This is a genomic window from Nonomuraea sp. NPDC049419, assembly GCF_040676995.1.
GTDB classification, from domain to species: Bacteria; Actinomycetota; Actinomycetes; order Streptosporangiales; family Streptosporangiaceae; genus Nonomuraea; species Nonomuraea salmonea.
Genome location: NZ_JBFAQB010000004.1, coordinates 25,852 through 49,435 on the forward strand (window position 1 = coordinate 25,852; position 23,584 = coordinate 49,435).

Sequence of the window (23,584 nt, forward strand, 5' to 3'; positions counted from 1 at the left end):
GAAATGGGCGTGTCGCGACAGCAAACTCCCGGCACCGGCACACCACTGGTTGAAAGGATGGCCATCGTGACCCAGACCCCCCTGAACCCCGGTGATTCGCCGTTGGTACGAGAGGCGCTCAGCTCAGTGGTTTCACGTGAAACATCTGCAACCCAGACGGCCGCCCAGACCGGCGAGACCTCCGGCGATGGCGACGGCACCTGGCCGCGCCCGTCCAAGACCCGAGTGATCGCCGTGGCGAACCAGAAGGGCGGCGTAGGTAAGACGACCACGTCGGTCAACATCGCCGCCGCGCTGTCGATGCACGGCCAGCGTGTCCTCGTGGTCGACCTCGACCCGCAGGGGAACGCGTCCACCGCGCTGGCGACCGAGCATCGTGGCGATGTGCCTGACGTTTACCAGGTGCTCGTGGACGACCTGCCGATGGCGGACATCGTCAAGCAGGTGCCCGACATGCCCAACCTCTATTGCGCTCCCGCCACCATCGACCTGGCCGGTGCGGAGATCGAGCTGGTGTCCCTGGTGGCCAGGGAGGCGCGGTTGCGGCGAGCGTTGGCGGCGTACGAGGCGGTGAACTTCGACTACATCGTGATCGACTGCCCGCCGTCGCTCGGCCTGCTCACCGTCAACGCGCTCGTGGCGGCCGACGAGGTGATGATCCCGATTCAGTGTGAGTACTACGCGCTGGAGGGGCTCGGGCAGCTGCTGCGCAACGTCGATCTGATCAAGGCCCACCTGAACCCGACGCTGCGACTCTCGACGATCGTGCTCACCATGTACGACGGCCGCACCCGCCTCGCGTCCCAGGTGGCCGAGGAGGTGCGTGCGCACTTCGGCGACACGGTGCTGAACACGGTCATCCCGCGCAGCGTGCGGCTGTCGGAGGCGCCCAGCTATGGGCAGTCGGTGATGACGTACGACCCGGGGTCGAGCGGCGCGATGGCGTACATGGACGCAGCCCGCGAGATAGCCCACCGCGCCACAGTCTCCTAACCACCTACGGCCATCCGGCCATCAACGGCCATCCGGCCCATCAACTACCGCCCGGCCTGCAACCGTCTGTCAGCCACAGGCGGCAGCCTGGCGTCAACGGCTGCTCGGCCACCGACGGCCGTCTGGCCGTCCCTGTTGGCTGACTACTGACCGGCCGCCTGGCCTTCCACGGCCTGCCAACCACTGACCGGTCGCCTAGCCACCAACAGCTGCCCGGTCACTGACAGCCGCCTGCCCACCGGTGGCCGCCTGGCCGCCTGGCGCTGGTCACCGGCCGTCGGTCCAGACCGTGCCCCCGAGGACCGCGCCCTCAGGATCGGATCCCCACGTCCGTGCCCCTGGGACCCTGCCCCGGGGCCGTGTGGCCAGGTTCGTGTACCTGGGACCGGGTGGCCGGATTGCGTCTCCTGAGCGCGTCCTCTGACTCCTCGGCCCGCCTCCTCATCTCCTGCTGTTCCTGCCTTCCGACCGCGTACTTTGAGCCGTCTCCCGTGACGCCGTTGCGGTGCGTTCGGGCCCTTGAGTGAGGCGGGGTTTGATCGCGTTGCCCCCGCAGGCCGAGAGGGGGCGGGTGAGGGGAGAGCGAAACGGGGGTGGGTCGGGGTCCAGTCACGGGTTGGGCAGGTTTGTGACCGTGTCGGTGTAAATCCAACCGGACGGTGTGTGGCGAGGGGGCACTCGGTCGGGCCCGCAACGGTAACCTCTCCTGGAGTGACCGGAATCGACCGGGTGGATGAGGAGACGCAGTGAGCCAGCAGCGGCGGGGATTGGGCAAGGGACTCGGGGCGCTCATCCCGACCGGTCCCATCGTTGACGGCACGGGGGCGGCGCCGGCCCCGGCCAACGGGTCAACGGAGGAGATGGGTCCCAAGCCGATCGCCGGAGCGTACTTCAAGGAGGTCGCGCTCAAGGCGATCGTCCCCAACCCCCGGCAGCCGCGTGAGATCTTCGATGAGGAGCGCCTGGAGGAGCTGGCGGCGTCCATCCGTGAGGTCGGCCTGCTGCAACCGATCGTGGTGCGCTCGATCGGCGGTGGCCAGTATGAGCTGATCATGGGGGAGCGGCGCTGGCGGGCCTGCAAGCAGGCCGGCCTGGACCCGGTGCCCGCGATCGTGCGCAACACCCAGGACACCGACCTCTTGCGGGACGCGCTGATCGAGAACCTCCAGCGTGAACAGCTGAACGCCCTTGAAGAAGCGGCGGCGTACCAGCAACTCCTGGACGACTTCCAGGCGACGCACGAACAGCTGGCACAGAAGGTCGGTCGCTCCCGCTCTCACATCACCAACACCCTGCGTCTGCTGAACCTCCCTCCTGACGTCCAGCTGAAGGTCGCCGCCGGGACGATCAGCGCCGGACACGCGCGGGCGCTCCTCGGCCTCGACAACGCTGAGGAGCAGATCCAGCTCGCCAAGCGGATCGTGGCCGAGCTGCTGTCGGTACGAGCGGTGGAAGAGATCGTCGCCATGGGCAGCGCCAAGGCGGCCACGAAGGCACCCCGCGAACGCCAGCCGGTCAAGCCCACCGCCCCCGGCCTCACCCACCTCGCCGACCGCCTCTCGGACCACTTCGAAACCAAGGTGAAGGTGGACCTGGGACGGCGAAAGGGCCGCATCGTCGTGGAGTTCGCCACGATCGACGACCTGGAGCGCATCATCGGCACGATGGCCCCGGAGGCGGCCCGAGCCATGCGAGAGACCGAGGACTGACACCGAAGCATCCCGGCTCTCGGCTCCGCGGCTCGGTGCCAGGTCTTAAGGCACGATCGAGGTGCCCGCCCCACACCGAGGGGATCGAAGACCGCGCCCCGGATTGAGACCCGGAGCCGAAGGCATGGGCAAAAGCGGGATACGCGGCGACCTCTACAGCATCCGACCCGGCATCCCCTAGGAAAACCGCGTCCGAGCCGTCATCGCCCGCAGCGACCGGATCCGGGCGGTTGACGGGTGAGGACGGTCAGGGATGCTGACCCTGCCGGGAATCGAACCGGCCGACTGTTCTCAGGGTGTCTCGGGGCCGAGCGGTGTCTCGGGGGCCGAGGTTGGGCTCTGAGCTGACGCCCTGGAAAGGCGAGCGTGGCATCTGGGCATCTCCGTGTTTCACGTGAAACACGTCGCCCAGCGCGCCTGTCCCGCCAAGCAAACCCGGTGCAGGTCTCTTGTGGACGTGACTCTGACGCCGATCCCGTTTCCACCCGTCGCCCAGCTCGTCTGCCGTCGGCCGGGGGGAGCCGATTCCTGAGAGTCCCTTGGCGGCGGTGTGGTGGGGCGCGTTTCACGTGAAACGTTGCTGTGGTTTAGTGCCGTTGCCCGTTGCCCGTTGCCCGTTGCCGTTGCGGTTGCCGTGCGCGTGCCGAGTGCCGCCCGTGCCGTGCCATGCCGTGTGCCCGTGCCCGTGCCCGTGCCCGTGCCCGTGCGCGTGCCCGTGCGCGTGTCCGTGCGCGTGTCCGTGCGCGTGTCCGTGCGCGTGTCCGTGCGCGTGTCCGTGCTGTTGCCCCTCGCCGGTGCCCGCTGCCGATTGCCCATTGCCCGTTGCCCGTTGCGGTTCTGGTTCTGTTGGGGGTGCGGATTTGGCTGGAGACGGGGCGAGGACTGGCGTTGCGGCGGCGGGTGCGCTGGGGGAGTGGGAGTGCTCGGTCTTCTGCGATTTTCGGGGGGCCGTCGGAGGGCGGGTGTCTGCCCGGGCGCCGCCTTGTTTCACGTGAAACAAGGCGGCGGGAGACGGCGGGTTGTCCGTCGCATGCGGGTGCCGCTGGTGGGATAAAGCCGGCCCAGGCGTGGGTGGGTGTGTTGTCTCGCGGTTGCGGCTCTTGCCCCTGCGGCGGTGAACCTCAAGAGTTCGGCTTCGGCGAAGAGGTGGGGAGCTTCGGTTGCGGGGGTGGTTTCACGTGGAACCGGTCGGTGCCCCGGGTTAGCTGGTGGAGGCTTCGCGGAGGGAGTCCAGGAAGTCGTCCACGTGGTCCTCTGTTGTGTCGAAGGCCGTCATCCAGCGGACGGTGCCGGCGGGCTCGTCCCAGAAGTGGAATAGGTAGCGCTGCAGGAGGGACTTCGCGACCTCGTGGGGGAGGGTGGCGAAGACGGCGTTGCTTTGCACGGGGTAGGCAAGGGATACGCCTGGGATGTCCTTCAAGCCGTCCGCTAGGCGGGTGGCCATGTGGTTGGCGTGGGTGGCGTTCTCGCGCCAAAGGTCGTCCGTTAGGAGGGCCGTCAGCTGAGCTGAGATGAAGCGCATCTTCGAAGCCAGTTGGAGGGACTGGCGGCGGAGGAAGGGGATTGCGGTTGCCAACGATGGGTTCAGGACTACTACAGCCTCTGCGGCTAGGGCGCCGTTCTTGGTGCCGCCGAAGCTGAAGATGTCCACGCCTGCGTCGGTGGTGATCGACCTCAGGTCGCAGCCCAGGTGCGCGGCGGCGTTCGCGAGGCGGGCGCCGTCGACGTGGAGCCTCAATCCTGACTCGTGGGCTGTCTCGGCCAGGGCGGCTATCTCAGCGGGGGAGTAGCAGGTGCCGAGTTCTGTTACCTGGGAGATCGAGACGACCGTGGGCTGGGGTTCGTGGTGGAGGCCCAGGACGTTGAGGCGGGACGTGATGTCTGCGGGGCGTAGTTTGCCGTCTCCCGTGGGGACCGTCAGGAGCTTCACTCCGAGCAGGCGTTCCGTGGCGCCCGTCTCGTGCGTGGCGATGTGGGCGGTCTCGGCGCAGATGATGCCGTCGTAGCGGCCGAGCATGGGGGCGAGGCCGACCATGTTGGCGCCTGCGCCGTTGAGGAGGGGGAAGCCTTGGGCGTTCGGGCCGAAGACTTCCCTGATCTTGTCCTCGAAGGTGGCCGTCCAGGTGTCGTCGCCGTAGGCGGGGGCGTCCCCGTGGTTCGCGGCGGTCATGGCGGCGAGGATCGTCGGGTGCACGCCTGCGTGGTTGTCGCTGGCGAAGCTTTTGGGATACGTGGAATCGAACAGCACACCGTAAGGCTACTTAGGTCACTGTCGCCGAGTCGGTGCCAACCTCGCGCTGAGCGCCGCCCCCTAGCGGCCCGCTGGGACGGGTTGGCGCCAACCTTGCGCGAAGCCCCCTGGCCGCCCACTGCGCCAGCTTCGCGCGAAGCCCTACGCCCACTTCGCGCGAAGCGCGCCTTCGCAAGCTCCCTACGCAGGCGCTCCCTCTACGAGTGCCCCTTCAACGAGTTGCGCGGCTGGCGGCGTTTTGGAGCAGCGCGCGGCAGAGCTCGCCCAGATCCTGTCCGGCCGCCTCCGCCGCCATCGGCAGCAGTGACGTCTCCGTCATCCCCGGCGCCACGTTCACCTCAAGGAAGTGGGGCACGCCGGCGGCGTCCACGATCAGGTCCGTACGCGAGACGTCCCGCAGCCCCAGCGCCGTGTGCGCCGTCACGGCGGTCTCGGCGCACGCCGCGGCGGCCGCGGCGGACAGGCGGGCGGGGGCGAAGAACTCGGTGCGGCCGGCGGTGTAGCGGGCGGCGTAGTCGTAGACCCCTTCGTCGGGCACGATCTCCACGGCCGGCAGCGCGACCGGGCCGTTGCCGAGGTCGACGACGGAGACCGCCACCTCGACGCCCTCGACGTATCGCTCGATGAGCGCCGTGTCGCCGTACGCGAAACAGCCGACCATGGCGGCGGGCAGCTCCTCGGCCGTACGGACGAAGGAGGCGCCGAGCGCGGAGCCGCCGCGCGCGGGCTTGACGAACAGCGGCAGCCCGAGCCGCTCGACGATACGCCCGAGCACCACGGTCGCGCCGAGGTCGTGGAAGGTCTCCTTCGGCAGGGTGACGGACTCGGGGGTGCGGAGGCCGACGGAGCGTACGACGGCCTTGGCGGTCGGCTTGTCGAAGGCGACCCGGCACGCGTCGGGGTCGGCGCCGACGTAGGGGACGTCGAGCAGCTCAAGGACGGAGCGGATGGCGCCGTCCTCGCCCGCGCCGCCGTGGAGCGTGACGAACACCGCGTCGGGCGGGTCGGCCAGGATCGAGGGGACGAGCGAGGCGTCGGTGTCGCGCGCCTCGACGTCGATGCCCGTGGCCCGCAGCACCTCGCTGACCCGGCGACCTGAGCGCAGAGACACCTCTCGCTCGTAGGAGAGACCTCCGGCCAGCACGAGCACGTGGCCCAGATCGCTCATCACAACTCCTCCGCTGACGACACGCTGTCCAACCGTACCGGCGCTGGGGATGGGGGGTGTACGTGAGGTGCTATGTGCGGCGATCCCATCCCATCTCAGCCGGATTCCTTGGAAAGGAGAACGGGAGGGCGCGCGGCGCGCCCTCCCGTTCCGACGAACATGACCCGGCTAGGCCAGGTCGGGCCCTGGTGTGTCCACGCCCTGGTGCTCGCGCGTGGACCCGGTGCCGAACGTGTCGCGCAGCTGCATCTCCTGCTCGATCACCCCGGCGAGCCTGCGTACGCCCTCGCGGATGCGGTCGGGCTCGGGGAAGCAGAAGGACAGCCGCATGTGCCGGGCCCCGCTGCCGTCGGAGAAGAACCCGGTGCCGGGCACGAACGCGACCCGCTCGGCCACGGCGCGCGGCAGGATCGCCTTGGAGTCGAGCCCTTCGGGCAGGGTGGCCCACACGAAGAAGCCGCCTCCGGGACGGGTCCACGTCACCTCGGGCGGCATCAGCGATTCGAGCGCGTCGAGCATCGCGTCGCGGCGCTCGCGGTAGAGCTCGCGGAAGGATTTGATCTGCTCGCGCCACGGCTGCGTGGCCAGGTATTGGCCGACAGCGAGCTGCGTGAACGAGGAGTGGGACAGCACGGCCGACTCCATGGCGAGCACGAGCTTGTCGCGGATGGCGTGGGGCGCGAGCGCCCAGCCGACGCGGAAGCCGGGGGCCAGCGTCTTGGAGAACGAGCCGAGGTAGACGACGCCGTCGGGGTTGTCGGCGCGCAGCGCGCGCAGCGGCTCACCGTCGAAGCCGAGCAGTCCGTACGGGTTGTCCTCGATGACCAGGATCCCGGCCCGCTGGCAGATGTCGAGCACCTGCTGGCGGCGGGCGATGTTGAGGGTGACACCGGCCGGGTTCTGGAAGGTCGGGATCGTGTAGAGGAACTTGACGGGCGCGCCCGCGGTCTCGAGGGCGTAGATCGTCTGGGCCAGCGACTCGGGCACGATGCCCTGGTCGTCCATGGCGATGTGGACGACCTTGGCCTGATAGGCGGCGAACGTGCCGAGAGCGCCCACGTAGGAGGGGCCTTCTGCGAGCACCACGTCGCCCGGGTCGATGAAGATGCGGGTGATGAGGTCGAGGGCCTGCTGCGACCCGACGGTGACGACGACGTCGTTCGCCCCGGCGTTGATCCCCTCCAGTTTCATGACCTCGCAGATCTGCTCACGCAGATGCAGGTCACCCTGGCCGGAGCCGTATTGCAGCGCGACGGGGCCGCGCCGCGTGACGAGGTCGGAGACGAGCTCGCCGACCATGTCGAGGGGGAGGGCCGTGACGTACGGCATGCCGCCAGCGAGCGAGACCACCTCGGGCCTCGACGCGACGGCGAAGAGAGCTCGGATCTCGGAGGCGACCATCCCGGTAGCTCGCGCGGCGTACCGATCGACGTAGGCGTCGATGCGCGACCCTTGGGTCGCGGGTGTCTGACCGTGATCCAGCTCTTCTGTCACGGCCCACCTCCTAGGTGTCTATATCGGACTGAAATACCAGATTACGCCAGACGGACATGTCGCCCGTGACCGGGCTGGACCGTCGTGGTGTCCGCTGACGACATCTGTACTGGGCTACGATGCCACCTGTGGACGCGGTTTTCGCGCGCTTTTCCGGGTCAACGATAGGGGCGGTAGTTGTCGCGCCGGCTGGTCAACATAACCCTGGACAATCTTGAAGATCTGCCGCGCCGCTGCCGGCGGTGCGTGTTCTGGGAGCTGGATCCCGTCAACGGGGAGCGGGCGCTCGACTCGGGCGACCCGGGTCTTGAGAAGGAGGCGTGGCTCTCGGGCACGCTGCTGGAGTGGGGCAGCTGCGGCAAGATCGTGTATGTCGACGGGGTGCCTGCCGGGTTCGTGCTCTACAGCCCGCCCCTTTACACCCCGCGCTCGGTGGCCTTTCCCACCTCGCCGGTCAGCGCCGACGCGGTCTTGCTGATGACGGCCCACATCATTCCGGAGTTCTCGGGTGGCGGGCTCGGGCGCATGCTGATTCAGGGTGTCGCCAAAGACCTGACGCGGCGCGGGGTGAAAGCTATTGAAGCTTTCGGGGACTTGAAGTGGGAAGAACCAAGTTGCGTAGTTCCAGCGGAATACTTGCTTTCTGTGGGGTTTAAGACCGTGCGTCCGCATTTGCGTTTCCCGCGCTTGCGGCTGGAGCTCAAGAGCGCCGTCTCGTGGCGTGAGGACGTCGAGGTGGCTCTCGAACGCCTCCTGGGCTCCATGAGTCCGGAACGCGCCCTGCGTCCCGTCTGACGGCTTCACAGGCCCGCCTGACGGCTACACGGCCCGCCCGACGGCTACACAGGCCCGCCTGACGGCGCCACAGGCGCCACAACCCCCATACGCACACCTGCCAAGCGGAAAGCCCCTCGCGGACCGAACCACGAGGGGCTTTCGCAGGGCGCAGCGCGTCCCCCGAGCGGGCAACCGGTCAGCCGGAAGACGAGCTAGATGATGCCCTCGAGCTCGCGCAGCAGCATGGCCTTCGGCTTGGCGCCGATAATCTGCTTCACGACCTCGCCGTTCTTATAGACGTTCAGGGTCGGGATCTGGAGTACACCGAACTGACGCGGAACCTCGGGGTTGGCGTCGATGTCGAGCTTGACGATCTCCAGCTTGTCGCCGTGCTCCTTGGCGATCTCCTCGAGGATGGGCGCGACCTGACGGCACGGGCCGCACCACTCGGCCCAGAAGTCGACCAGGACGGGCTTGTCGCTCTTGAGGACCTCGGACTCGAAATTGGCGTCGGTGACAGCCTTCACGGTGCGCTCCTTACTTCTCGTTGTTGGCCAGCCAGCGCTCGGAGTCGAGCGAGGCGGCGCAGCCGGTGCCGGCCGCGGTGATGGCCTGGCGGTAGGTGTGGTCGACGACGTCGCCGGCGGCGAACACGCCCTCGATGTTGGTCGCGGTGGAGGGGGACGCCACCTTGATGTAGCCGTTCTCGTCGAGGTCGATCTGGCCCTTGACCAGCTCGGTGCGCGGGTCGTGGCCGATGGCGAGGAACAGCGCGTCGGTCGCGAGCTCGCACTCCTCGCCGGTCTTGACGTTGCGCAGCTTGACCGCCTCGACCCTGGACTCGCCGAGCACGTCGACGACCTCGGAGTCCCAGACGAAGCGGATCTTGTCGTTGGCGAGCGCGCGATCCTGCATGATCTTGCTGGCCCGCAGCGTGTCGCGGCGGTGCACGACGGTCACCATGCGCCCGAACCTGGTCAGGAACGTGGCCTCCTCCATCGCGGTGTCGCCGCCGCCGACGACCACGATGTCCTTGTTGCGGAAGAAGAACCCGTCACAGGTCGCACACCAGGACACGCCGCGGCCGGAGAGCCGCTTCTCGTTCTCCAGGCCGAGCTCGCGGTAGCCGGAACCCATGGCCAGGATGACCGACTTGGCGTAGTAGGTCTCGGTGTGGGTCTTGACCACCTTGGGGTCGGCCTGCAGGTCGACCTCGACCACGTCGTCGGCGACCAGCTCGGCGCCGAATCGCTCGGCCTGCTTGCGCAGGTTGTCCATCAGGTCGGGACCCATGATGCCGTCGGGGAACCCGGGGAAGTTCTCCACGTCGGTGGTGTTCATCAGCGCGCCACCCGCGGTGACGGAGCCCTCGAAGACGAGCGGCTTGAGCTCGGCACGAGCGGAGTAGACGGCCGCCGTGTAACCGGCAGGGCCGGAACCAATGATGATCACGTTACGAACGTCGCTCAACGCTCCCACGCCTTCCTCGTCTGTCGATGCCACCGGCGACAACAGATCCTAGGCCGCAGTGATTCCCGCCTTACCTCACAACGCCGGGACAAACGAAAGAGCCCGCGAGAAGCGGGCTCTGACGTCGGGCTTCGCAGCCGGCGGACCTGGCCGGTGACCGTGGTCTACCAGCGGCCCAGGGCGGGCTTGCGCAGGTTTTTGCAGTTGAACGGATCGACGACGTCGATGCGGATCCTCTTGGTCGACTGCTGCTTCCAGCTCGCCACCAGCAGCGCCTCCTGGCCGTTGTACTGGCCCTGGTCCACCGCGAACACGTCGAGCTTGGAGCGGTTGGAGACCGCGCTGACGCACTTGGCGACCTTGTCGGCGTCGTTGGAGTCGCCGTGCAGTATCGGAGCGGGCGCCAGGAACAGCTCGAGCGGCCTGCGCAGCTCGGGGTCGCTGTAGTTGTGGTCGCTGTTGGTCAGGGCGTAGCCGCGCGGCGGCTTCGACGGTGTCGCCCGCATCGAGCTCTGCTGGGGCTGCGGGGCGGCCGAGGACGTCGAAGGAACCGGCAGCGCCACCGGAGGCGCCGGCGACTCACCGCCACTGGCCAGCAGGGCCGTTCCGGCCACCGCGGACCCGGCCACGACGGCCGCCGCGGCGGCTGCCGCGACCGCGGGCATCGCCCACCGGCGCCGCCTGATCGACCGGCTCTTCGCCGGGACGACCGTGCCGTCGTCGGAGACCACGCCGAGCCGCACCGGCTCAGGCACGCCGGCCGGTCCGGTCGAAGCCGGCTCGGGGACCTCGGCGGGCGAATCCCCGGACAGACGCGTCGGCTCCGGGACCTGAGCAGGAACGTCCCGATGGAGCCGCACGGGCTCGGGGACCTCCGCCGGCCGCTCCCACGGAGCGTCCCGCATGAGCTCATCCCAGTCCGGTGGTTCCGCGAGGCCGACACCCCCGCCACGCCTGGACTCGGCCTCGGCGGCCAGCGCCTTGTCGATGCGCAGTGCGACACCCATCGGCATGGCCGGTGTGGGCGTCGCGGCCAGCACCTCGCGAACCGCCGCCAGGTCGGCCAGTAGCTCCCCACAGGGGTCGCAGACCGCGAGATGCTCGCGGACCCGGCGTGCCGTGTCGGCGTCCAGGAGACCCTCGGCCAGCTCGGCGAGGATTTCCAGATCGTAGTGCGTATCACCCGTCACGAAGTTCTGCTCCCTTCGCGGATGAGACGCGATTCAGGTCGGTTCGGTTCCGCAGATGCGAAAGAATTGGGGCAAGTTTCGCGCGCCCTCGGGCGCACCGGCTCTTCACCGTGCCACTCGGCACTTGCAGCACCTGAGCTGCGTCTTCGACTGAGTAGCCCATCATGTCCACCAGCACGAGCGCGGCCCGCTGGTCGGCGGGCAGCATTTTCAGCGCGGCCGAAACCTCCATCGACACCTCGCGCTCGACGGTCTGGTCGGGCAGCGGAGTCTCGCGCTCCGCGGCCTCGATCAGCTCGTCGTCGGCGACGGGCCGGACGGATTTACGGCGCATCCTGTCAAGGCAGGCGTTGACCACGATGCGATGCAGCCAGGTGGTGACGGCTGCTTCGCCGCGAAACGTGGCGGCCTTGCGGTAAGCGGAGACGAAGGCGTCCTGCACGGCGTCGGCGGCCTCGTCGGGGTCACCGAGCGTGCGCAGGGCGACCGCCCACATGCGGTCGCGGTGTCTCTTGACGATTTCGCTGAAGGCGTGTGGATCCCCGTTGATATGTGCGGTCAGCAGCTCGGCGTCTGTGACCGCCGGCCGCTCCGCTGCTGAGGGTGTCTCGGGTGGGGAGTTCACAAGAGAGTTTCCTGATTATGCCGATCCGGGAGAGTGCACCACTACCTCATAGATGGTGCCATGAAAAGTGCCCGCATCTGTCGGAACGCGCGTAAACCAGATCAAAACGTACTGGCCGGTCACCGCCTGTTCCGGAGCGAGGGTGGTTTTACCTGCGGCGTTCTTCTTCGTGGCGACGGTCTTGAGCGACCCGAGCTCAGGGGAGTCGCCCACCTTGAGCTCGACGGTCGCGCCCGGTGCGTCGGACAGCGTAGCGACCACGTCGCTGATCTGCAGGGACTTGCCCATGTCGAGCAGCAGGCCCACGCCGTCCTTGAGTCTGCCGAGGTCGGCGCTGGTGTAGGTCTCGGTCTTCCACAGCGTGCTGGGCTTGCCGTCGATGGCCAGCTTGGCGAGGTCGGGCTTCTCGTCGCCGTCGCCGAGCGGGTCGAAGCCCTGCGCCTTGACCGGCTTGACGGCCTGCGTCTCCACCGGCGCGGAGGCCGATGCCGTGGGGCTGGCGCTGGCCGTCTGCGAGGTCGTCGGGCTGCCCAGGCTGCGGCCGATCGTCCACGCGCCCACGCCCACGGCGGCGATGACGAGCAGCACCACGAGCGTCATCAGCACCCGGTTGAGCGTGCTGCCGCCCCCGCCGGACGGCCGGCGCGGCTGCATCACCGGCGGCAGGGGCGGCGGGGCCGACTGCTGCCGGTGGGCGATGTCGAGGCCCTCGGTGTGGGACGCCGAGGCGACCGCCGGGGTGGAGGGATAGGAGATCGGGATCGGCATCGGCCTGGCGACGTCGGCCAGCGCCTCGGCCACCTCGGACGGGCTCGACAGAGCGCCCTGGCCCCTGCGCGACTCGGGCAGGCAGGCCCGCACGGTGACCGTGTCGAGGTAGCCGGGCACGCCCGCGGTGACCTGGCGGGGCGTGCAGAAGTGGCCGTCGTTCATGGGGGCGGCGGGCAGGCCGCCCTCTTCCTCGTCGCCCGGCCAGTGGCCGGTCAGGCCCGCGTACAGCAGCCGGCCGAGGCCCTCGGCGTCGTCGAGCGCGGGCTGGTCGGTGGTCAGGCCCCACATGGCGGCGTCGACCGCGACGCCGAGCACCTTGACCGTGTTGCCGGTCGTCCACACCAGGTGGGAGGGGCGCAGGCACAGGTGGTAGAGGTGGGCCTCGTGAGCGTGCGCGAGCGCCTCAGCGGCCTCGGCGATCAGCCCGGCCGCGCGCTCGGGCTCCAGCGGGCCGGCGGCGAGCAGGTCGGTCAGCGACTCGCCGGTGACCCACTCGCTGACGACGTAGGCGTGCTTGTCGTCCTCGGCGGCGTCGAAGACCTGCGTCAGCCGCGGATCGGTGAGCCGGCTGGCCGCGCGGGCGGCCGTGACGACCTCGTGGACGCGCGGGAAGTCGGGCGCGAAGGTGTGGACGGCGACGGGACGGGCGAGGATCTCGTCGATGGCCTTCCACAGGGTGGCGCCGTCGGACTCGCTGACGCGATCTTCGAGCCGGAAACGCTCGGCGAGACGGGTGCCGGGTGCGACGGCCGACGTGCTGCTCACTGGCTCACTCCGCTTGGCCGATCGGGCGTGCTCATGGTTCGACTCACCTGCGTGGTGGTGTCCCACGAAGGCACGCTATGCCGGGTGGATCCGCCCACGCCCCTCCTGCTTCCATTCGCGCGTGTCGGGCTCCATGGTAGTGCCGAGGAGATTCCGCCCGCGTTCTTTACCGACCTACCCGCCTTGCGACCATCCCAACGATCGAGTTGACCTCCGGGATGCGCATTCTGTGGGCTACGCCGAGATAGAGCAACATTCCCAGGCCACCGCCGATCGCCAGAACGATCACGGAGTTGAGGAAGTCGAGCCCGCCGAAGACGGTCGTGACCACCCAGACCGTGGCGAGCGCGAGCACGGCCGTGGGCAGCGCCGCGAGATACATCCTGGTCATCGCCATGCCGACGGCCCAGCCGTCCAGCCCCTGAACCCGGCGGGCGGCCAGCCACCAGGCCAGCACCGCGCCCAGCCCGTACGCCGCCGCGTACGCCAGGGCCAGCCCCATCACCGCGTACCTGGCCGGCAGCAGGAGGTGGAACAGCACCATGAGCACCGCGTTGACCGCGGTCGTGCCGGCCCCGATGAAGACGGGCGTACGCGTGTCGCCGAAGCTGTAGAAGACCCGCAGCAGCAGCTGGAACACCGCGAACGGCACCAGCGCGAGCCCGTAGACCTGCAGCACGTTGCCGATGTAGACGGCGTCGGCCACGGAGTTGGCGCCGTGGCCGTAGATGGGCACGGTGATCGCCGGGCCGACCACCATGAGCAGCAACGACACGGGCACCATGAGCGCGCAGACCAGCCGCACGCTCGACCCGAACTCGGCCCGCACGTCACCGAAGCGCCCGTCGGCCACGGCCCTGCTCATCCTGGGCAGCATCGCGGTGATCACGGAGACGCCGATCACGCCGTAAGGGAGCTGGAAAAGCTGGAACGCCAGCGTGTACGGGCTGATGCCGTGCCCCGCCACCTCGTCACCCGCGGCGCTCGCGAGGTTGGTGGTCAGCATGAAACCGGCCTGCGTGACGATGACGTAGCCGATCGTCCAGACGCCGGCCTTGCCCATCTCGCCGAGCCGCGCGTTGCGCAGGTCGAAGCGCGGCACGAACTGGAACCCGGCCCGCCGCAGCGCCACGATGAGCACCGCCGCCTGCGCCACGATGCCGGCCGTGGTGCCGACGCCGAGCAGCGCCAGGTCGCCGGTGGTGACGCGGGAGATGTCGTTGCCGGGCCCGGCCACCGCGTAGAGCAGGAACACACAGATGACGACCAGGTTGTTGACGACCGGAGCCCACATGGGGGCGCCGTAGCGGTCGCGGGTGTTGAGGATCGCGCCGGCCACCGCGCCCACGCCGAAGAAGGCGAGCTGCGGCAGGATGAACCTGGCCAGCGTGACCGCGACGTCGTATTCCCTGCTGCCGTGGTCCCAGACCGTGTAGAGGTCGATGAGCAGCGGCGCGGCCAGCACGGCGATCGCGGCGACCACGATGAGCGCGCCGGTGGAGAGCGTCAGCAGCCGCTGCTCGTAGGCCCTGCCGCCGTCGGCGTCGTGCTGCTGGGCCCGCACGATCATCGGCACCACGACGCTGCTCAGCACACCGAGCAGCAGCAGGTCGAGGATGCTGTACGGGATCGCGTACGCGGCGTTGTAGGCGTCGCCGAGCGCTGCCGTGCCGATGGCGTAGGCCAGCACCATCGTCCGCACGAACCCCGTGACCCTGGACACCATGGTGCCGGCCGCCATGATGGCGCTGGCCCGCAGCATGCGGCTCATACGGTCTCACTCTCCCGGGTCTTGGTACGCGCGAGCTTGCGCTGCGACCTGCGCCGCAGCAGCCGTGTGACGACGGCGGCGAGCATCACGGTCAGCGCGGCGCCCACGATCACCAGGGCGATGCCGGTGTAGCCGGTGGTGCGGATCGTCAGCCGCTGGGGCTTGCCGTAGGGCTGGCCGTCGGGGGTCTTGAGCTGCACGGTCACCGTGGCGTCGCCGCTGGTGTCGGGGGTGGCGTTCATCGTCACCTGGAACGTGGTGCTCTGGCCTGGGCCGATCGTCCGCGTCTCCTCGACGATCTTGATCTGCAGCAGCTCGGGGTTGTCGGACTTGACGTCGATGTAGAGGGCGACGGGGTGACCCATGCCGTTCTTCACGCTGATGGGCACCACGCCGCTGCTGCCGGCCAGGGTGCGGGGGCCGCCCACGCCGAAGATCTGGATCTTGTTGGTGGTGTTGGTGACGGCGGTGCCGACCATCTTGGCCGCGGCGCGTCCCGCGCGGGTGCTGTCGCGCCAGGCCGAGGAGGTCAGGCGGAGCACGGCGGCGTCGAAGCTGGACGGCGCGCCGTCGGTGGCGACCCGGGACAGCAGCTGCGCCATCGACCACGACTCCTTGACCGAGTCGAGGTATTTGCCGGACAGCTCCTGCTTGCGGTTCTGGTCGGTGTAGGTCAGCCCGGCGCGCGGCACGGACGTCTTGCCCGGCTTGAGCGACTCCAGCGTGGTCAGCTGCAGCCAGGGCAGCCGGCTCGCGGTCTTGAGCAGCGAGCTGACCAGCGCCGGGTTGGGGTTCCACCGCCGGGAGGGCGCGACGACCAGCGACCGCGGCACGGTCTGGCCCGGCTCCGCGGAGATCATCGCGGTCTCGGCGATGAACCGCTGCCTGGTCAGCGCCTGCGAGGTGGGCGCGGTCGGCTCGAACAGGCGGCTCAGCTCGGGGTCGGCGACCAGCGCGGTGACCGGGCCGTTGACCGAGTCGAGCGTCGCGGCGGCGTCGGGCGTGGTGGGCACGGGCGGCTGCGGCGGCAGGTTGGTGGAGTTGAGCAGCACGGTGTTGACGCCGCTGACGGCGAGCAGGTCGAGCGCGTCGGGGTCGAGCACGCCGGCGGCCGGCCAGTTGATGTTGGTCTTGGCCTTGGCGCTGAGCAGCTGCTGGGCCTTCTGCCCGCCCAGCTCGACGGCTCTGCGGGTCTGCGGGTCGAGCCCCTGGTGGGCCAGCGCCGCCACGTCGGGGTCGGCGTAGGGGAGCGCCACCACGGGGGAGGCGGCCAGCGAGGTGCGCATATCGGTCAGCCACTGGCCCGCCGCTGCGCTGGGCGGCTGGGAGCGCTTGCCGTCCTTCGTCTTGACCTGGTAGCCCTTGGTCATCGCGCTGAGGTCGTCGAGCAGCGCGGGATCGACCACCCAGGTGACGCTGCTCGGCGCCGACTGCGCGATGCTGAGCAGGTCGGCCAGGCGGCCGCGGCCGGTCACGGCCTGGCCCAGCTTGTCGTCGAGGAACAACGGGCCCTTGCCGGGCGCGTCGGGGTCGGTGTCGGTGGCCCGGCGCGGCTGGTCGATGACGGGCAGCACGACGGCGAGCTTGTTGCGCGGCGGGCGCGGCGTGGTGGGCGGCGCGTACGTCAGGAAGGTGCGCTGCGCGCTGAGCGGCACACCCCACTGGGCGACGTCGACCGCGATGGGATAGACGCCGAACTGCCGCAGGCCGAGCTGCACGGGCGTGGCCGTGATCTCCCAGCGCGCGCTGGCGCCGGCCTCCAGCGGCTCGAGGTTCTGGAACGAGTTGCGCGTGGAGACGCTGCTCGGAAGCGTCGCGTTGTTCTGGTCGGCCTGGTAGGTGGCCATCGAGGCGCGGTCGGTGAAGGGCTGGGCGCTGTAGCGCAGCCGCACCTGGAGACCGGACATCGCCGTGCCGGTGTCGTTGCGCACGGTGCCGGTGATCTTGATCACATCGGTCAGGCTCTTCGGCACCTCGGGCGTGATCGACGTGATCGACACGGCGAGGGTCTGCCGCCTGACCTCGGCAAGGACCGGCGTCGCGGCAGCCTCGCCGGGCGTCACCGCCATCGTGGGGGCGAGCAACGCGGCGGACAGCGCGGCGAGCAGCGTGGTCTTACGGATCACGCGCAGGCCCGAGCTGGACGAGGACGACACACGCCCGCAATGGTACGGGTTCAGTGCTGTCGCGCGACCGCCGCACGTGATCCCCGCGGGCGTGTGCCGCGGAGGTCCACCATCTTCCCGGGCAGGACGGCCAGCAGGTCGAGAGCCCTCATGGCGAGCGCGGTGTGCCGCTCTCCCGTGGGCGTGTAGAGGAGTTCGTCGTCCGCGTGCAGCCGGTCGTCGATGAACATCGGCAGCGTGGCGGGCAGCAGCAGCGGGCACACGAGCCCGTCGGCGTAGTCGGTGGCCGCGTTGACGACGTGGGCGGGCGCGGGGCGTACCTGGCGGGCGCCGAGCAGCCCTCCGACGATGCCGGGCCGCGGCGGCGACGAGACGGGGGTGGTGACGGCGATGACGACCTCGCTGCCGACCCTGGTCGTGACGTCCAGCACCGTGACCATGAGGCAGCGTCCGGCGGCCGCGAAGACCGTCTCCGGCAGCTCTTCCGCGCATGTCATGGGACGCGGAAGGCGTACGATCTCATGATGGACCTGGTGTGCGAGGAGCCAGCGGTGGAGCGCGAGGGCGTCCTTCATATAGTCCTCCTTGCCGCATTCCAGTGCCCCCCGACGGTCCCTTGACCGACGGTAACCCGGACCTGGTGTGGCTCGGGGGATATGTTCCGCAAGCACACTCAGATAAGGCCGATCGCAGTTTGTCCGACTCAACTCTGACCGAAAGCCAGCAGCAGGCCATGAACGACCTGTTCCGCAAGATCGCCCCCGTGGCCGACGAGCTCGGCCGCCTGTTCGCCGCACAGGGCCACGAGCTCGCGCTCGTCGGCGGGCCCGTACGCGACCTGCTGCTCGGGCGCGCGGGCAACGACCTCGACCTGACCACCGACGCCCGCCCCGAGCAGGTGCTGGAGATCGCCAGAGACTGGGCCGACGCCGTGTGGACGATCGGCATCGACTTCGGCACGGTCGGCCTGCGCAAGGGCGACCGGCTGATCGAGATCACCACATACCGCAGCGAGTCCTACGACCCCAAGTCGCGCAAGCCCGACGTCGTCTACGGCGACACCCTTGAGGGCGACCTGGAGCGGCGCGATTTCGCGGTCAACGCGATGGCGGTGCGGCTGCCCGCGCACGAGTTCGTCGACCCCTACGGCGGCCTGTCCGACCTGCGGGCGGGGCTGCTGCGCACGCCCGGCACCCCCGAGCAGTCGTTCGGCGACGACCCGCTGCGCATGCTGCGCGCGGCCAGGTTCGCCGCGCAGCTCGGCTTCAGGGTCGATCCGGCGGCGGTGACGGCGATGACCGAGATGGCCGACCGCATCGAGATCGTCTCGGCCGAGCGCATCCGCGACGAGCTCGACAAGCTGATCTGCGGCGCCCGTCCGCGCGACGGCCTGCGGCTGCTGGTCGAGACGGGTCTGGCCGCCCACGTGCTGCCCGAGCTGCCCAGGCTGCGGCTGGAGATCGACGAGCACCACCGGCACAAGGACGTCTACGAGCACACGCTGACCGTGCTCGACCAGGCCGTCGCGCAGGAGGAGGACGGCCCCGACCGCATCCTGCGCTGGGCGGCGGTCATGCACGACGTCGGCAAGCCCAAGACGCGCCGCCACGAGCCGGGCGGCCGGGTCTCGTTCCACCACCACGAGGTGGTCGGGGCGCAGATGACGAAGAAGCGCATGACGGAGCTGCGCTTCCCGAAGGACGTCGTCGCCGACGTGTCCCAGCTGGTCGAGCTGCACCTGCGCTTCCACGGCTACGGCACGGGGGAGTGGACCGACAGCGCCGTACGCCGCTACGTCCGCGACGCCGGCCACCTGCTCGACCGGCTGCACAAGCTGACCAGGGCCGACTGCACCACCCGCAACAAGCGCAAGGCGGCGGCGCTGTCGCGCACCTACGACCACCTGGAGGAGCGCATCGCCAGGCTGGCCGAGGAGGAGGAACTGGCCAAGATCAGGCCCGAGCTCGACGGCAACGAGATCCAGCAGGTGCTCGGCGTCGGCCCGGGGCCGATCGTGGGGCGGGCCTACAAGTTCCTGCTCGACCTCAGGCTCGACAAGGGCGTGATCGGCAAGGAGGCCGCCACCGAGGCGCTGCTGGAGTGGGCGAGGTCAACCGACCTCGGTGCGTGAGGACGCGGTGATCAGGCGGTAGCCCAGGGCGGCCAGCGGGTAGCCGAGCGAGATGATCGCGACGGCGGCGTACGACTTGCCATCGGCCGGCAGGATCGCCGCCGACAGGGCCGCGGCCAGCACGTACATGCCGTTGAAGAGCATGTCGTAGATGGAGAAGGCGCGGCCCCTGTAGATGTCCTCGACGTCGCGCTGGACGGTGGTGTCGGCGCAGATCTTCACGCTCTGCCCGGCCACCCCCAGCACGAACCCGGCGACCGGCAGCCCCCACTCCTGGAAGGGCAGCACCAGCACCGCGGTCAGTGCCCCGGCCGCGACCAGCGCGATCTGCACCCACCGCTCGATGCCGAGCCACTCGGTCGTGTACGGCGTGATGACGACGGCCAGCGCGGTGCCGAGCCCGGCGGCGATCACCACCAGGCCGATGCCGCGCAGCGCGGCCTCGGCGTCGCCGTGGGCGAAGTAGTAGCGGTAGAGGATGATGCCGAGCGCGGTGCACATGCCGAACAGGAAGCGGTGGGCGGCCATCGCGCCCAGCGTCGCGGCGGCCACGCGGTGGCGCAGGAGGTGGCGGGCGCCGTCGATGAGCCCGGTGACGACGTTGCGCAGCTCCTGGCGGGCCTGCGGCCGGTCGGGGTCGGGCCACGGGCCGAGCAGCTGCCGCTCCATGGTGCGCGCCACCAGCGCGCTCATCGTGAACACCAAGCCGGACGTCACCAGCAGCAGCGCCACGCCCAGGTCGTCGCCGCCGAACAGCTCGCGCAGCAGGAAGCCCACGCCCGCGCCGAGGAACGTGGCCACCGTGCCCGAGGTGGGCACGACCGCGTTGGCCGAGATCAGCCGCTCGGGCGGCACCACGTGGGGCAGCGAGGCGCCCAGGGCGGCCAGGAAGAACCGGTTGACGCCGAGCACGGCCAGCGCCGCCGCGTAGAACGCGGGATCGGGCACGTCGGCCGCCACGAGCGCGGCGGCGACGAGCAGCAGGCCGCCGCGGATGAACGGCGCCACCATGAGGATCTGCCGCCGCGACCAGCGGTCGATGAAGACGCCGACGAAGGGCCCGAGCACGCTGTACGGCAGCAGCAGCACCGCCAGCCCGGCCGCCACCTCGACGGCGGTCGTCTGGTTCTCGGGGCTGAAGAAGGCGAACCCGGTCACCCCGAACTGGAAGATGCCGTCGGAGAACTGCGAGACCAGCCGGGTGCCGAACAGCCGCCTGAAGTCCCTGCCCCGCAGAACCGTGCGGAGATCGGCGACGAAAGACACGCCGTCAGCCTAGCCCGCGCTCGTCGGCTGCCACGCCGGGGTTCCAAGTGGTGGTCATGATCTCGTACGCTTCAAAGCGTGACGAGCGACGAACACGTTGTGCTGGTAGATCGCGACGGCCGTGCGCTGGGCACCGCGCCCAAGACGTCGGTGCACGGTCGCGAGACCCCCCTCCATCTGGCTTTCTCCAGCTACGTCTTCGACTCCGACGGCCGCGTGCTGCTCACCAGGAGAGCCGATCACAAGCTGACCTGGCCGAGCGTGTGGACCAACAGCTGCTGCGGCCACCCCCTGCCGGGTGAGGCGCTCGACCGGGCGGTGGTGCGCCGCCTGTCCTACGAGCTGGGCCTGACTGTCGAGAGCGTCGATCTGATGCTGCCCTCGTTCGCCTACCGCGCGGTGATGGCCAACGGCATCGTCGAGCACGAGCTGTGCCCGGTCTACCGCGTCACGGTCGACGCGCCCGTCACGCCGAACCCGGACGAGGTGGGGGAGACGCTGTGGATGCCGTGGAAGGAGTTCGCCGAGGGGGCCCAGAACGGCCTGCTGGCGATCTCGCCGTGGTGCAGGGAGCAGGTGCCGCTGCTGACCGAGCTGGGCGCCGACCCGCTGTCCTGGCAGCCGGCCGGCGCCGACGCGCTGCCGCCCGCCGCACGTCCCTGACAGGCGGACGGCGCCGCGCCCCTCGATGAGGAGTCGCGGCGCCGATGAAGGTCAGCGCTCGACCTCGCCCCTGATGAACTTCTCGACGTACTCGCGCGCCTCGTCGTCGGAGTACTGCTCCGGCGGCGACTTCATGAAGTAGGACGACGCCGACAGGATCGGCCCGCCGATGCCCCGGTCGAGGGCGATCTTGGCGGCCCGCACGGCGTCGATGATGATGCCGGCCGAGTTCGGCGAGTCCCACACCTCGAGCTTGTACTCCAGGTTGAGCGGCGTGTCACCGAACGAGCGCCCCTCCAGGCGGACGTAGGCCCACTTGCGGTCGTCGAGCCACGGCACGTGGTCGGACGGGCCGATGTGCACGTCGGCCTTGCCCATCTCGTGCGGGATCTGCGAGGTGACCGACTGCGTCTTGGAGATCTTCTTCGACTGGAGGCGGGTGCGCTCCAGCATGTTCATGAAGTCCATGTTGCCGCCGAAGTTGAGCTGGTACGTGCGCAGCAGCTCGACCCCGCGGTCCTCGAACAGCTTGGCCAGCACGCGGTGCGTGATGGTGGCGCCCACCTGCGACTTGATGTCGTCGCCCACGATCGGCACGCCCGCCTCGGTGAACTTCTCGGCCCACACGGGGTCGGAGGCGATGAAGACCGGCAGCGCGTTCACGAACGCCACCTTGGCCTCGATGGCGCACTGCGCGTAGAAGCGGTCGGCCTCTTCCGAGCCCACCGGCAGGTACGACACCAGCACGTCCACCTGGTTGTCACGCAACACCTGGACCACGTCCACGGGGTCCTCGTCGGACTCCTCGATGATCTCGCGGTAGTACTCGCCAAGACCGTCGAAGGTGTGCCCGCGCTGCACGGTGACCCCGGTCGGGGGCACGTCGCAGATCTTGATCGTGTTGTTCTCGCTGGCGACGATCGCCTCGGACAGGTCGCGGCCGACCTTCTTGGCGTCCACGTCGAACGCGGCGACGAACTCGACGTCGCCCACGTGGTAATCGCCGAACTTCACGTGCATCAGGCCAGGGACCCGTACGTCGGGATCCGCGTCCCTGTAGTAGTGAACCCCCTGGACCAGCGACGACGCGCAGTTGCCGACACCGACAATGGCGACGCGAACCGAACCCATCGCACTCGCTCCCTTACTCATCAGTTGACGTGGTATCTCTCTCGGGCCTGTCCTCGGACGAGGCCCGACGCTCAGTTGCGATCAGCTCGTTCAGCCAGCGCACCTCGCGCTCGACGGACTCGAGCCCGTGGCGCTGCAGCTCGAGCGTGTAGCTGTCGAGACGCTCCCTGGTGCGTGCCAGCGCGGTGCGCACCGCGTCGAGCCGTTCCTCGAGCCGGCTGCGGCGGCCTTCGAGAATGCGCAGGCGCACCTCGGCCTCCGTGTGCCGGAAGAACGCGAAGTGCACGCCGAAGCTCTCGTCCTCCCAGGCGGACGGGCCCGCCTGGGTGAGCAGCTCCTGCAGCCTTTCCTTGCCCTCGGCGGTCAGCTTGTAGACGATCTTCGACCGGCCGCCGACGATCGTGGACGGGGCCGGCTGCTCCTCGGCGATGAGGCCCTGAGCCAGCAGTGATCGCAGACAGGGGTACAGCGACCCGTAGGAGAACGCACGGAACATCCCCAGCAAGGCGTTGAGCCGTTTGCGCAGCTCGTAGCCATGGAGCGGCGTCTCGTGCAGCGACCCGAGCACGGCCAGCTCCAGAACCCTGCCCTGTCCGCTGGCCACTGGAACCGCCCCCTCTCGCGTCGATGTATCGAGCCGATACATCCTGAGGATACGTCGGGGCGCTATATGGCCGCAATCTGCGAATCCGGCAAGTCGTTGGGATCAACCTCCGAAACGCCGTAGTCTGGCGCTCATGTGGTCACAGAGAAGGGTGGTGGATTACGGCCTGGCGAAAAGGGCGGTGGTCCGCTCCCTGCGGGCGGGGCGATCGTCGCGCCGCGACGTCTGTGACGCACAGCCCTACCTCCTTCGCGCGGCCCGCCACTTCGGCGAGCCGACCGAACGCCTCTGCCCGGTCTGCGAACAGGAGAACGTCACCAACGTGACCTATGTCTACGGCGACGCCCTCGGGCGGCATGCCGGTCAGGCAAAGGTCACATCAGAACTCGTCGCCATGGCCCATGATTACGATGAGTTCCGGGTGTACGTTGTCGAGGTCTGCCAAGGTTGTTCCTGGAATCACCTGACGGTTTCGTACGTCCTCGGGAACGGACCGCCTGACCTCGTCGATCAAGCGTGAAGACCGAGGGCGGCGAGCAGCCTCACGCCCGACCGCCGTTTATGTTCCGACGACGTTGCGAGGACGTGTGAGTAACAGCATGAATGAGGGGACGGCACGCCCGGGGAGGCGCCGTCGCTCCAGCTCATCCCGTTCTGTGCCCCAGGGTTCTCCTCCTCA

General features: G+C 69.3%; 20 protein-coding genes. 6 read left to right on the forward strand and 14 right to left on the reverse strand.

The genetic code is table 11. The features are described from left to right. Window positions 1-57 precede the first annotated feature (57 nt). Together AB0K12_RS14150 and AB0K12_RS14155 are read left to right on the forward strand one after the other, a co-directional pair. On the forward strand, window positions 58-993 hold the full coding sequence (locus AB0K12_RS14150; protein ID WP_364559924.1) for a ParA family protein: 936 nt from the start codon (window positions 58-60) through the stop codon (window positions 991-993). A 746-nt stretch (window positions 994-1,739) separates the two neighbouring features. Continuing rightward, the gene (locus AB0K12_RS14155; protein WP_364559927.1) at window positions 1,740-2,702 is read left to right on the forward strand and encodes a ParB/RepB/Spo0J family partition protein; all 963 of its coding nucleotides are present in this window, start codon (window positions 1,740-1,742) and stop codon (window positions 2,700-2,702) included. Window positions 2,703-3,903: 1,201 nt separating this feature from the next. Here AB0K12_RS14155 and AB0K12_RS14160 read toward each other — a convergent pair. The 3 genes from AB0K12_RS14160 to AB0K12_RS14170 all read right to left on the reverse strand — a co-directional run bounded on the left by AB0K12_RS14160 (window position 3,904) and on the right by AB0K12_RS14170 (window position 7,522). Further along, window positions 3,904-4,950 carry a low specificity L-threonine aldolase gene (locus tag AB0K12_RS14160; RefSeq protein ID WP_364559929.1) on the reverse strand — a complete coding sequence of 349 codons (1,047 nt, stop codon included), beginning with the start codon at window positions 4,948-4,950 and terminating at the stop codon, window positions 3,904-3,906. 214 nt (window positions 4,951-5,164) lie between these two features. Further along, window positions 5,165-6,121, reverse strand: coding sequence for a D-alanine--D-alanine ligase (locus tag AB0K12_RS14165; protein WP_364559932.1), 957 nt, complete (start codon window positions 6,119-6,121; stop codon window positions 5,165-5,167). A gap of 168 nt (window positions 6,122-6,289) precedes the next feature. Further along, on the reverse strand, window positions 6,290-7,522 hold the full coding sequence (locus AB0K12_RS14170) for a PLP-dependent aminotransferase family protein (protein ID WP_364561408.1): 1,233 nt from the start codon (window positions 7,520-7,522) through the stop codon (window positions 6,290-6,292). A gap of 270 nt (window positions 7,523-7,792) precedes the next feature. On the opposite strand from AB0K12_RS14170, the gene AB0K12_RS14175 reads away from it, so the two are divergent. Next, the gene (locus AB0K12_RS14175) at window positions 7,793-8,410 is read left to right on the forward strand and encodes a GNAT family N-acetyltransferase (RefSeq protein WP_364559935.1); all 618 of its coding nucleotides are present in this window, start codon (window positions 7,793-7,795) and stop codon (window positions 8,408-8,410) included. A gap of 194 nt (window positions 8,411-8,604) precedes the next feature. On the opposite strand, the gene trxA is transcribed toward AB0K12_RS14175, so the two are convergent. The 8 genes from trxA to AB0K12_RS14215 all read right to left on the reverse strand — a co-directional run bounded on the left by trxA (window position 8,605) and on the right by AB0K12_RS14215 (window position 17,685). Continuing rightward, a complete protein-coding gene (gene trxA, locus AB0K12_RS14180) occupies window positions 8,605-8,919 on the reverse strand; it encodes a thioredoxin (protein ID WP_355417604.1) in 315 nt (104 codons plus the stop codon). Between the two features lie 10 nt (window positions 8,920-8,929). Next, window positions 8,930-9,862, reverse strand: coding sequence for a thioredoxin-disulfide reductase (gene trxB, locus AB0K12_RS14185; RefSeq protein WP_345393142.1), 933 nt, complete (start codon window positions 9,860-9,862; stop codon window positions 8,930-8,932). 164 nt (window positions 9,863-10,026) lie between these two features. Next, entirely contained in the window at window positions 10,027-11,052 is a 1,026-nt protein-coding gene (locus AB0K12_RS14190) for a zf-HC2 domain-containing protein (RefSeq protein WP_364559940.1), read from the reverse strand. Beyond that, window positions 11,042-11,677 (reverse strand): RNA polymerase sigma factor SigM, encoded by a 636-nt coding sequence (gene sigM / locus AB0K12_RS14195; protein WP_355417595.1) that lies wholly within the window; start codon window positions 11,675-11,677, stop codon window positions 11,042-11,044. The genes AB0K12_RS14190 and sigM overlap by 11 nt, the downstream gene beginning before the upstream one ends. Before the next feature lie 15 nt (window positions 11,678-11,692). Further along, entirely contained in the window at window positions 11,693-13,213 is a 1,521-nt protein-coding gene (locus tag AB0K12_RS14200; RefSeq protein WP_364559943.1) for a protein kinase family protein, read from the reverse strand. 166 nt (window positions 13,214-13,379) lie between these two features. Beyond that, entirely contained in the window at window positions 13,380-14,984 is a 1,605-nt protein-coding gene (murJ, locus tag AB0K12_RS14205) for a murein biosynthesis integral membrane protein MurJ (RefSeq protein WP_364559946.1), read from the reverse strand. Further along, entirely contained in the window at window positions 14,981-17,140 is a 2,160-nt protein-coding gene (locus AB0K12_RS14210; RefSeq protein ID WP_364559949.1) for a DUF6049 family protein, read from the reverse strand. The genes murJ and AB0K12_RS14210 overlap by 4 nt, the downstream gene beginning before the upstream one ends. Before the next feature lie 20 nt (window positions 17,141-17,160). Continuing rightward, window positions 17,161-17,685, reverse strand: coding sequence for a YbaK/EbsC family protein (locus tag AB0K12_RS14215; protein ID WP_364559952.1), 525 nt, complete (start codon window positions 17,683-17,685; stop codon window positions 17,161-17,163). A gap of 158 nt (window positions 17,686-17,843) precedes the next feature. Here AB0K12_RS14215 and AB0K12_RS14220 point away from each other — a divergent pair, with 158 nt between their 5' ends. Further along, window positions 17,844-19,241, forward strand: a complete 1,398-nt coding sequence (locus AB0K12_RS14220) for a CCA tRNA nucleotidyltransferase (protein WP_364559954.1) — start codon at window positions 17,844-17,846, stop codon at window positions 19,239-19,241. Here the strand turns inward: AB0K12_RS14220 and AB0K12_RS14225 are convergent. Beyond that, complete coding sequence (locus AB0K12_RS14225) at window positions 19,221-20,507, reverse strand: MFS transporter (RefSeq protein ID WP_364559956.1); 1,287 nt, start codon at window positions 20,505-20,507, stop codon at window positions 19,221-19,223. The genes AB0K12_RS14220 and AB0K12_RS14225 overlap by 21 nt on opposite strands. A gap of 78 nt (window positions 20,508-20,585) precedes the next feature. Between AB0K12_RS14225 and idi the strand changes: the two genes are divergently transcribed. Further along, on the forward strand, window positions 20,586-21,170 hold the full coding sequence (gene idi, locus AB0K12_RS14230) for an isopentenyl-diphosphate Delta-isomerase (protein WP_364559959.1): 585 nt from the start codon (window positions 20,586-20,588) through the stop codon (window positions 21,168-21,170). A 51-nt stretch (window positions 21,171-21,221) separates the two neighbouring features. Here idi and AB0K12_RS14235 read toward each other — a convergent pair whose 3' ends face one another. Further along, a complete protein-coding gene (locus tag AB0K12_RS14235) occupies window positions 21,222-22,301 on the reverse strand; it encodes an inositol-3-phosphate synthase (protein WP_355417571.1) in 1,080 nt (359 codons plus the stop codon). A gap of 13 nt (window positions 22,302-22,314) precedes the next feature. Beyond that, window positions 22,315-22,905 carry a PadR family transcriptional regulator gene (locus tag AB0K12_RS14240; RefSeq protein WP_345393111.1) on the reverse strand — a complete coding sequence of 197 codons (591 nt, stop codon included), beginning with the start codon at window positions 22,903-22,905 and terminating at the stop codon, window positions 22,315-22,317. A 133-nt stretch (window positions 22,906-23,038) separates the two neighbouring features. Between AB0K12_RS14240 and AB0K12_RS14245 the strand changes: the two genes are divergently transcribed. Beyond that, window positions 23,039-23,425: a DUF5318 family protein gene (locus AB0K12_RS14245; RefSeq protein WP_345393108.1), complete on the forward strand. Its 387-nt coding sequence runs from the start codon at window positions 23,039-23,041 to the stop codon at window positions 23,423-23,425. The last annotated feature ends 159 nt before the right edge of the window (window positions 23,426-23,584 follow it).

Coding starts and splice junctions, on each gene's coding strand:
- AB0K12_RS14150 (WP_364559924.1), top strand. CDS start 58: ATGGCCATCGTGACCCAGACCCCCCTGAACCCCGGTGATTCGCCGTTG.
- AB0K12_RS14215 (WP_364559952.1), bottom strand. CDS start 17,685: ATGAAGGACGCCCTCGCGCTCCACCGCTGGCTCCTCGCACACCAGGTC.
- AB0K12_RS14170 (WP_364561408.1), bottom strand. CDS start 7,522: ATGGTCGCCTCCGAGATCCGAGCTCTCTTCGCCGTCGCGTCGAGGCCC.
- AB0K12_RS14245 (WP_345393108.1), top strand. CDS start 23,039: ATGTGGTCACAGAGAAGGGTGGTGGATTACGGCCTGGCGAAAAGGGCG.
- AB0K12_RS14165 (WP_364559932.1), bottom strand. CDS start 6,121: ATGAGCGATCTGGGCCACGTGCTCGTGCTGGCCGGAGGTCTCTCCTAC.
- AB0K12_RS14235 (WP_355417571.1), bottom strand. CDS start 22,301: ATGGGTTCGGTTCGCGTCGCCATTGTCGGTGTCGGCAACTGCGCGTCG.
- murJ (WP_364559946.1), bottom strand. CDS start 14,984: ATGAGCCGCATGCTGCGGGCCAGCGCCATCATGGCGGCCGGCACCATG.
- AB0K12_RS14220 (WP_364559954.1), top strand. CDS start 17,844: ATGAACGACCTGTTCCGCAAGATCGCCCCCGTGGCCGACGAGCTCGGC.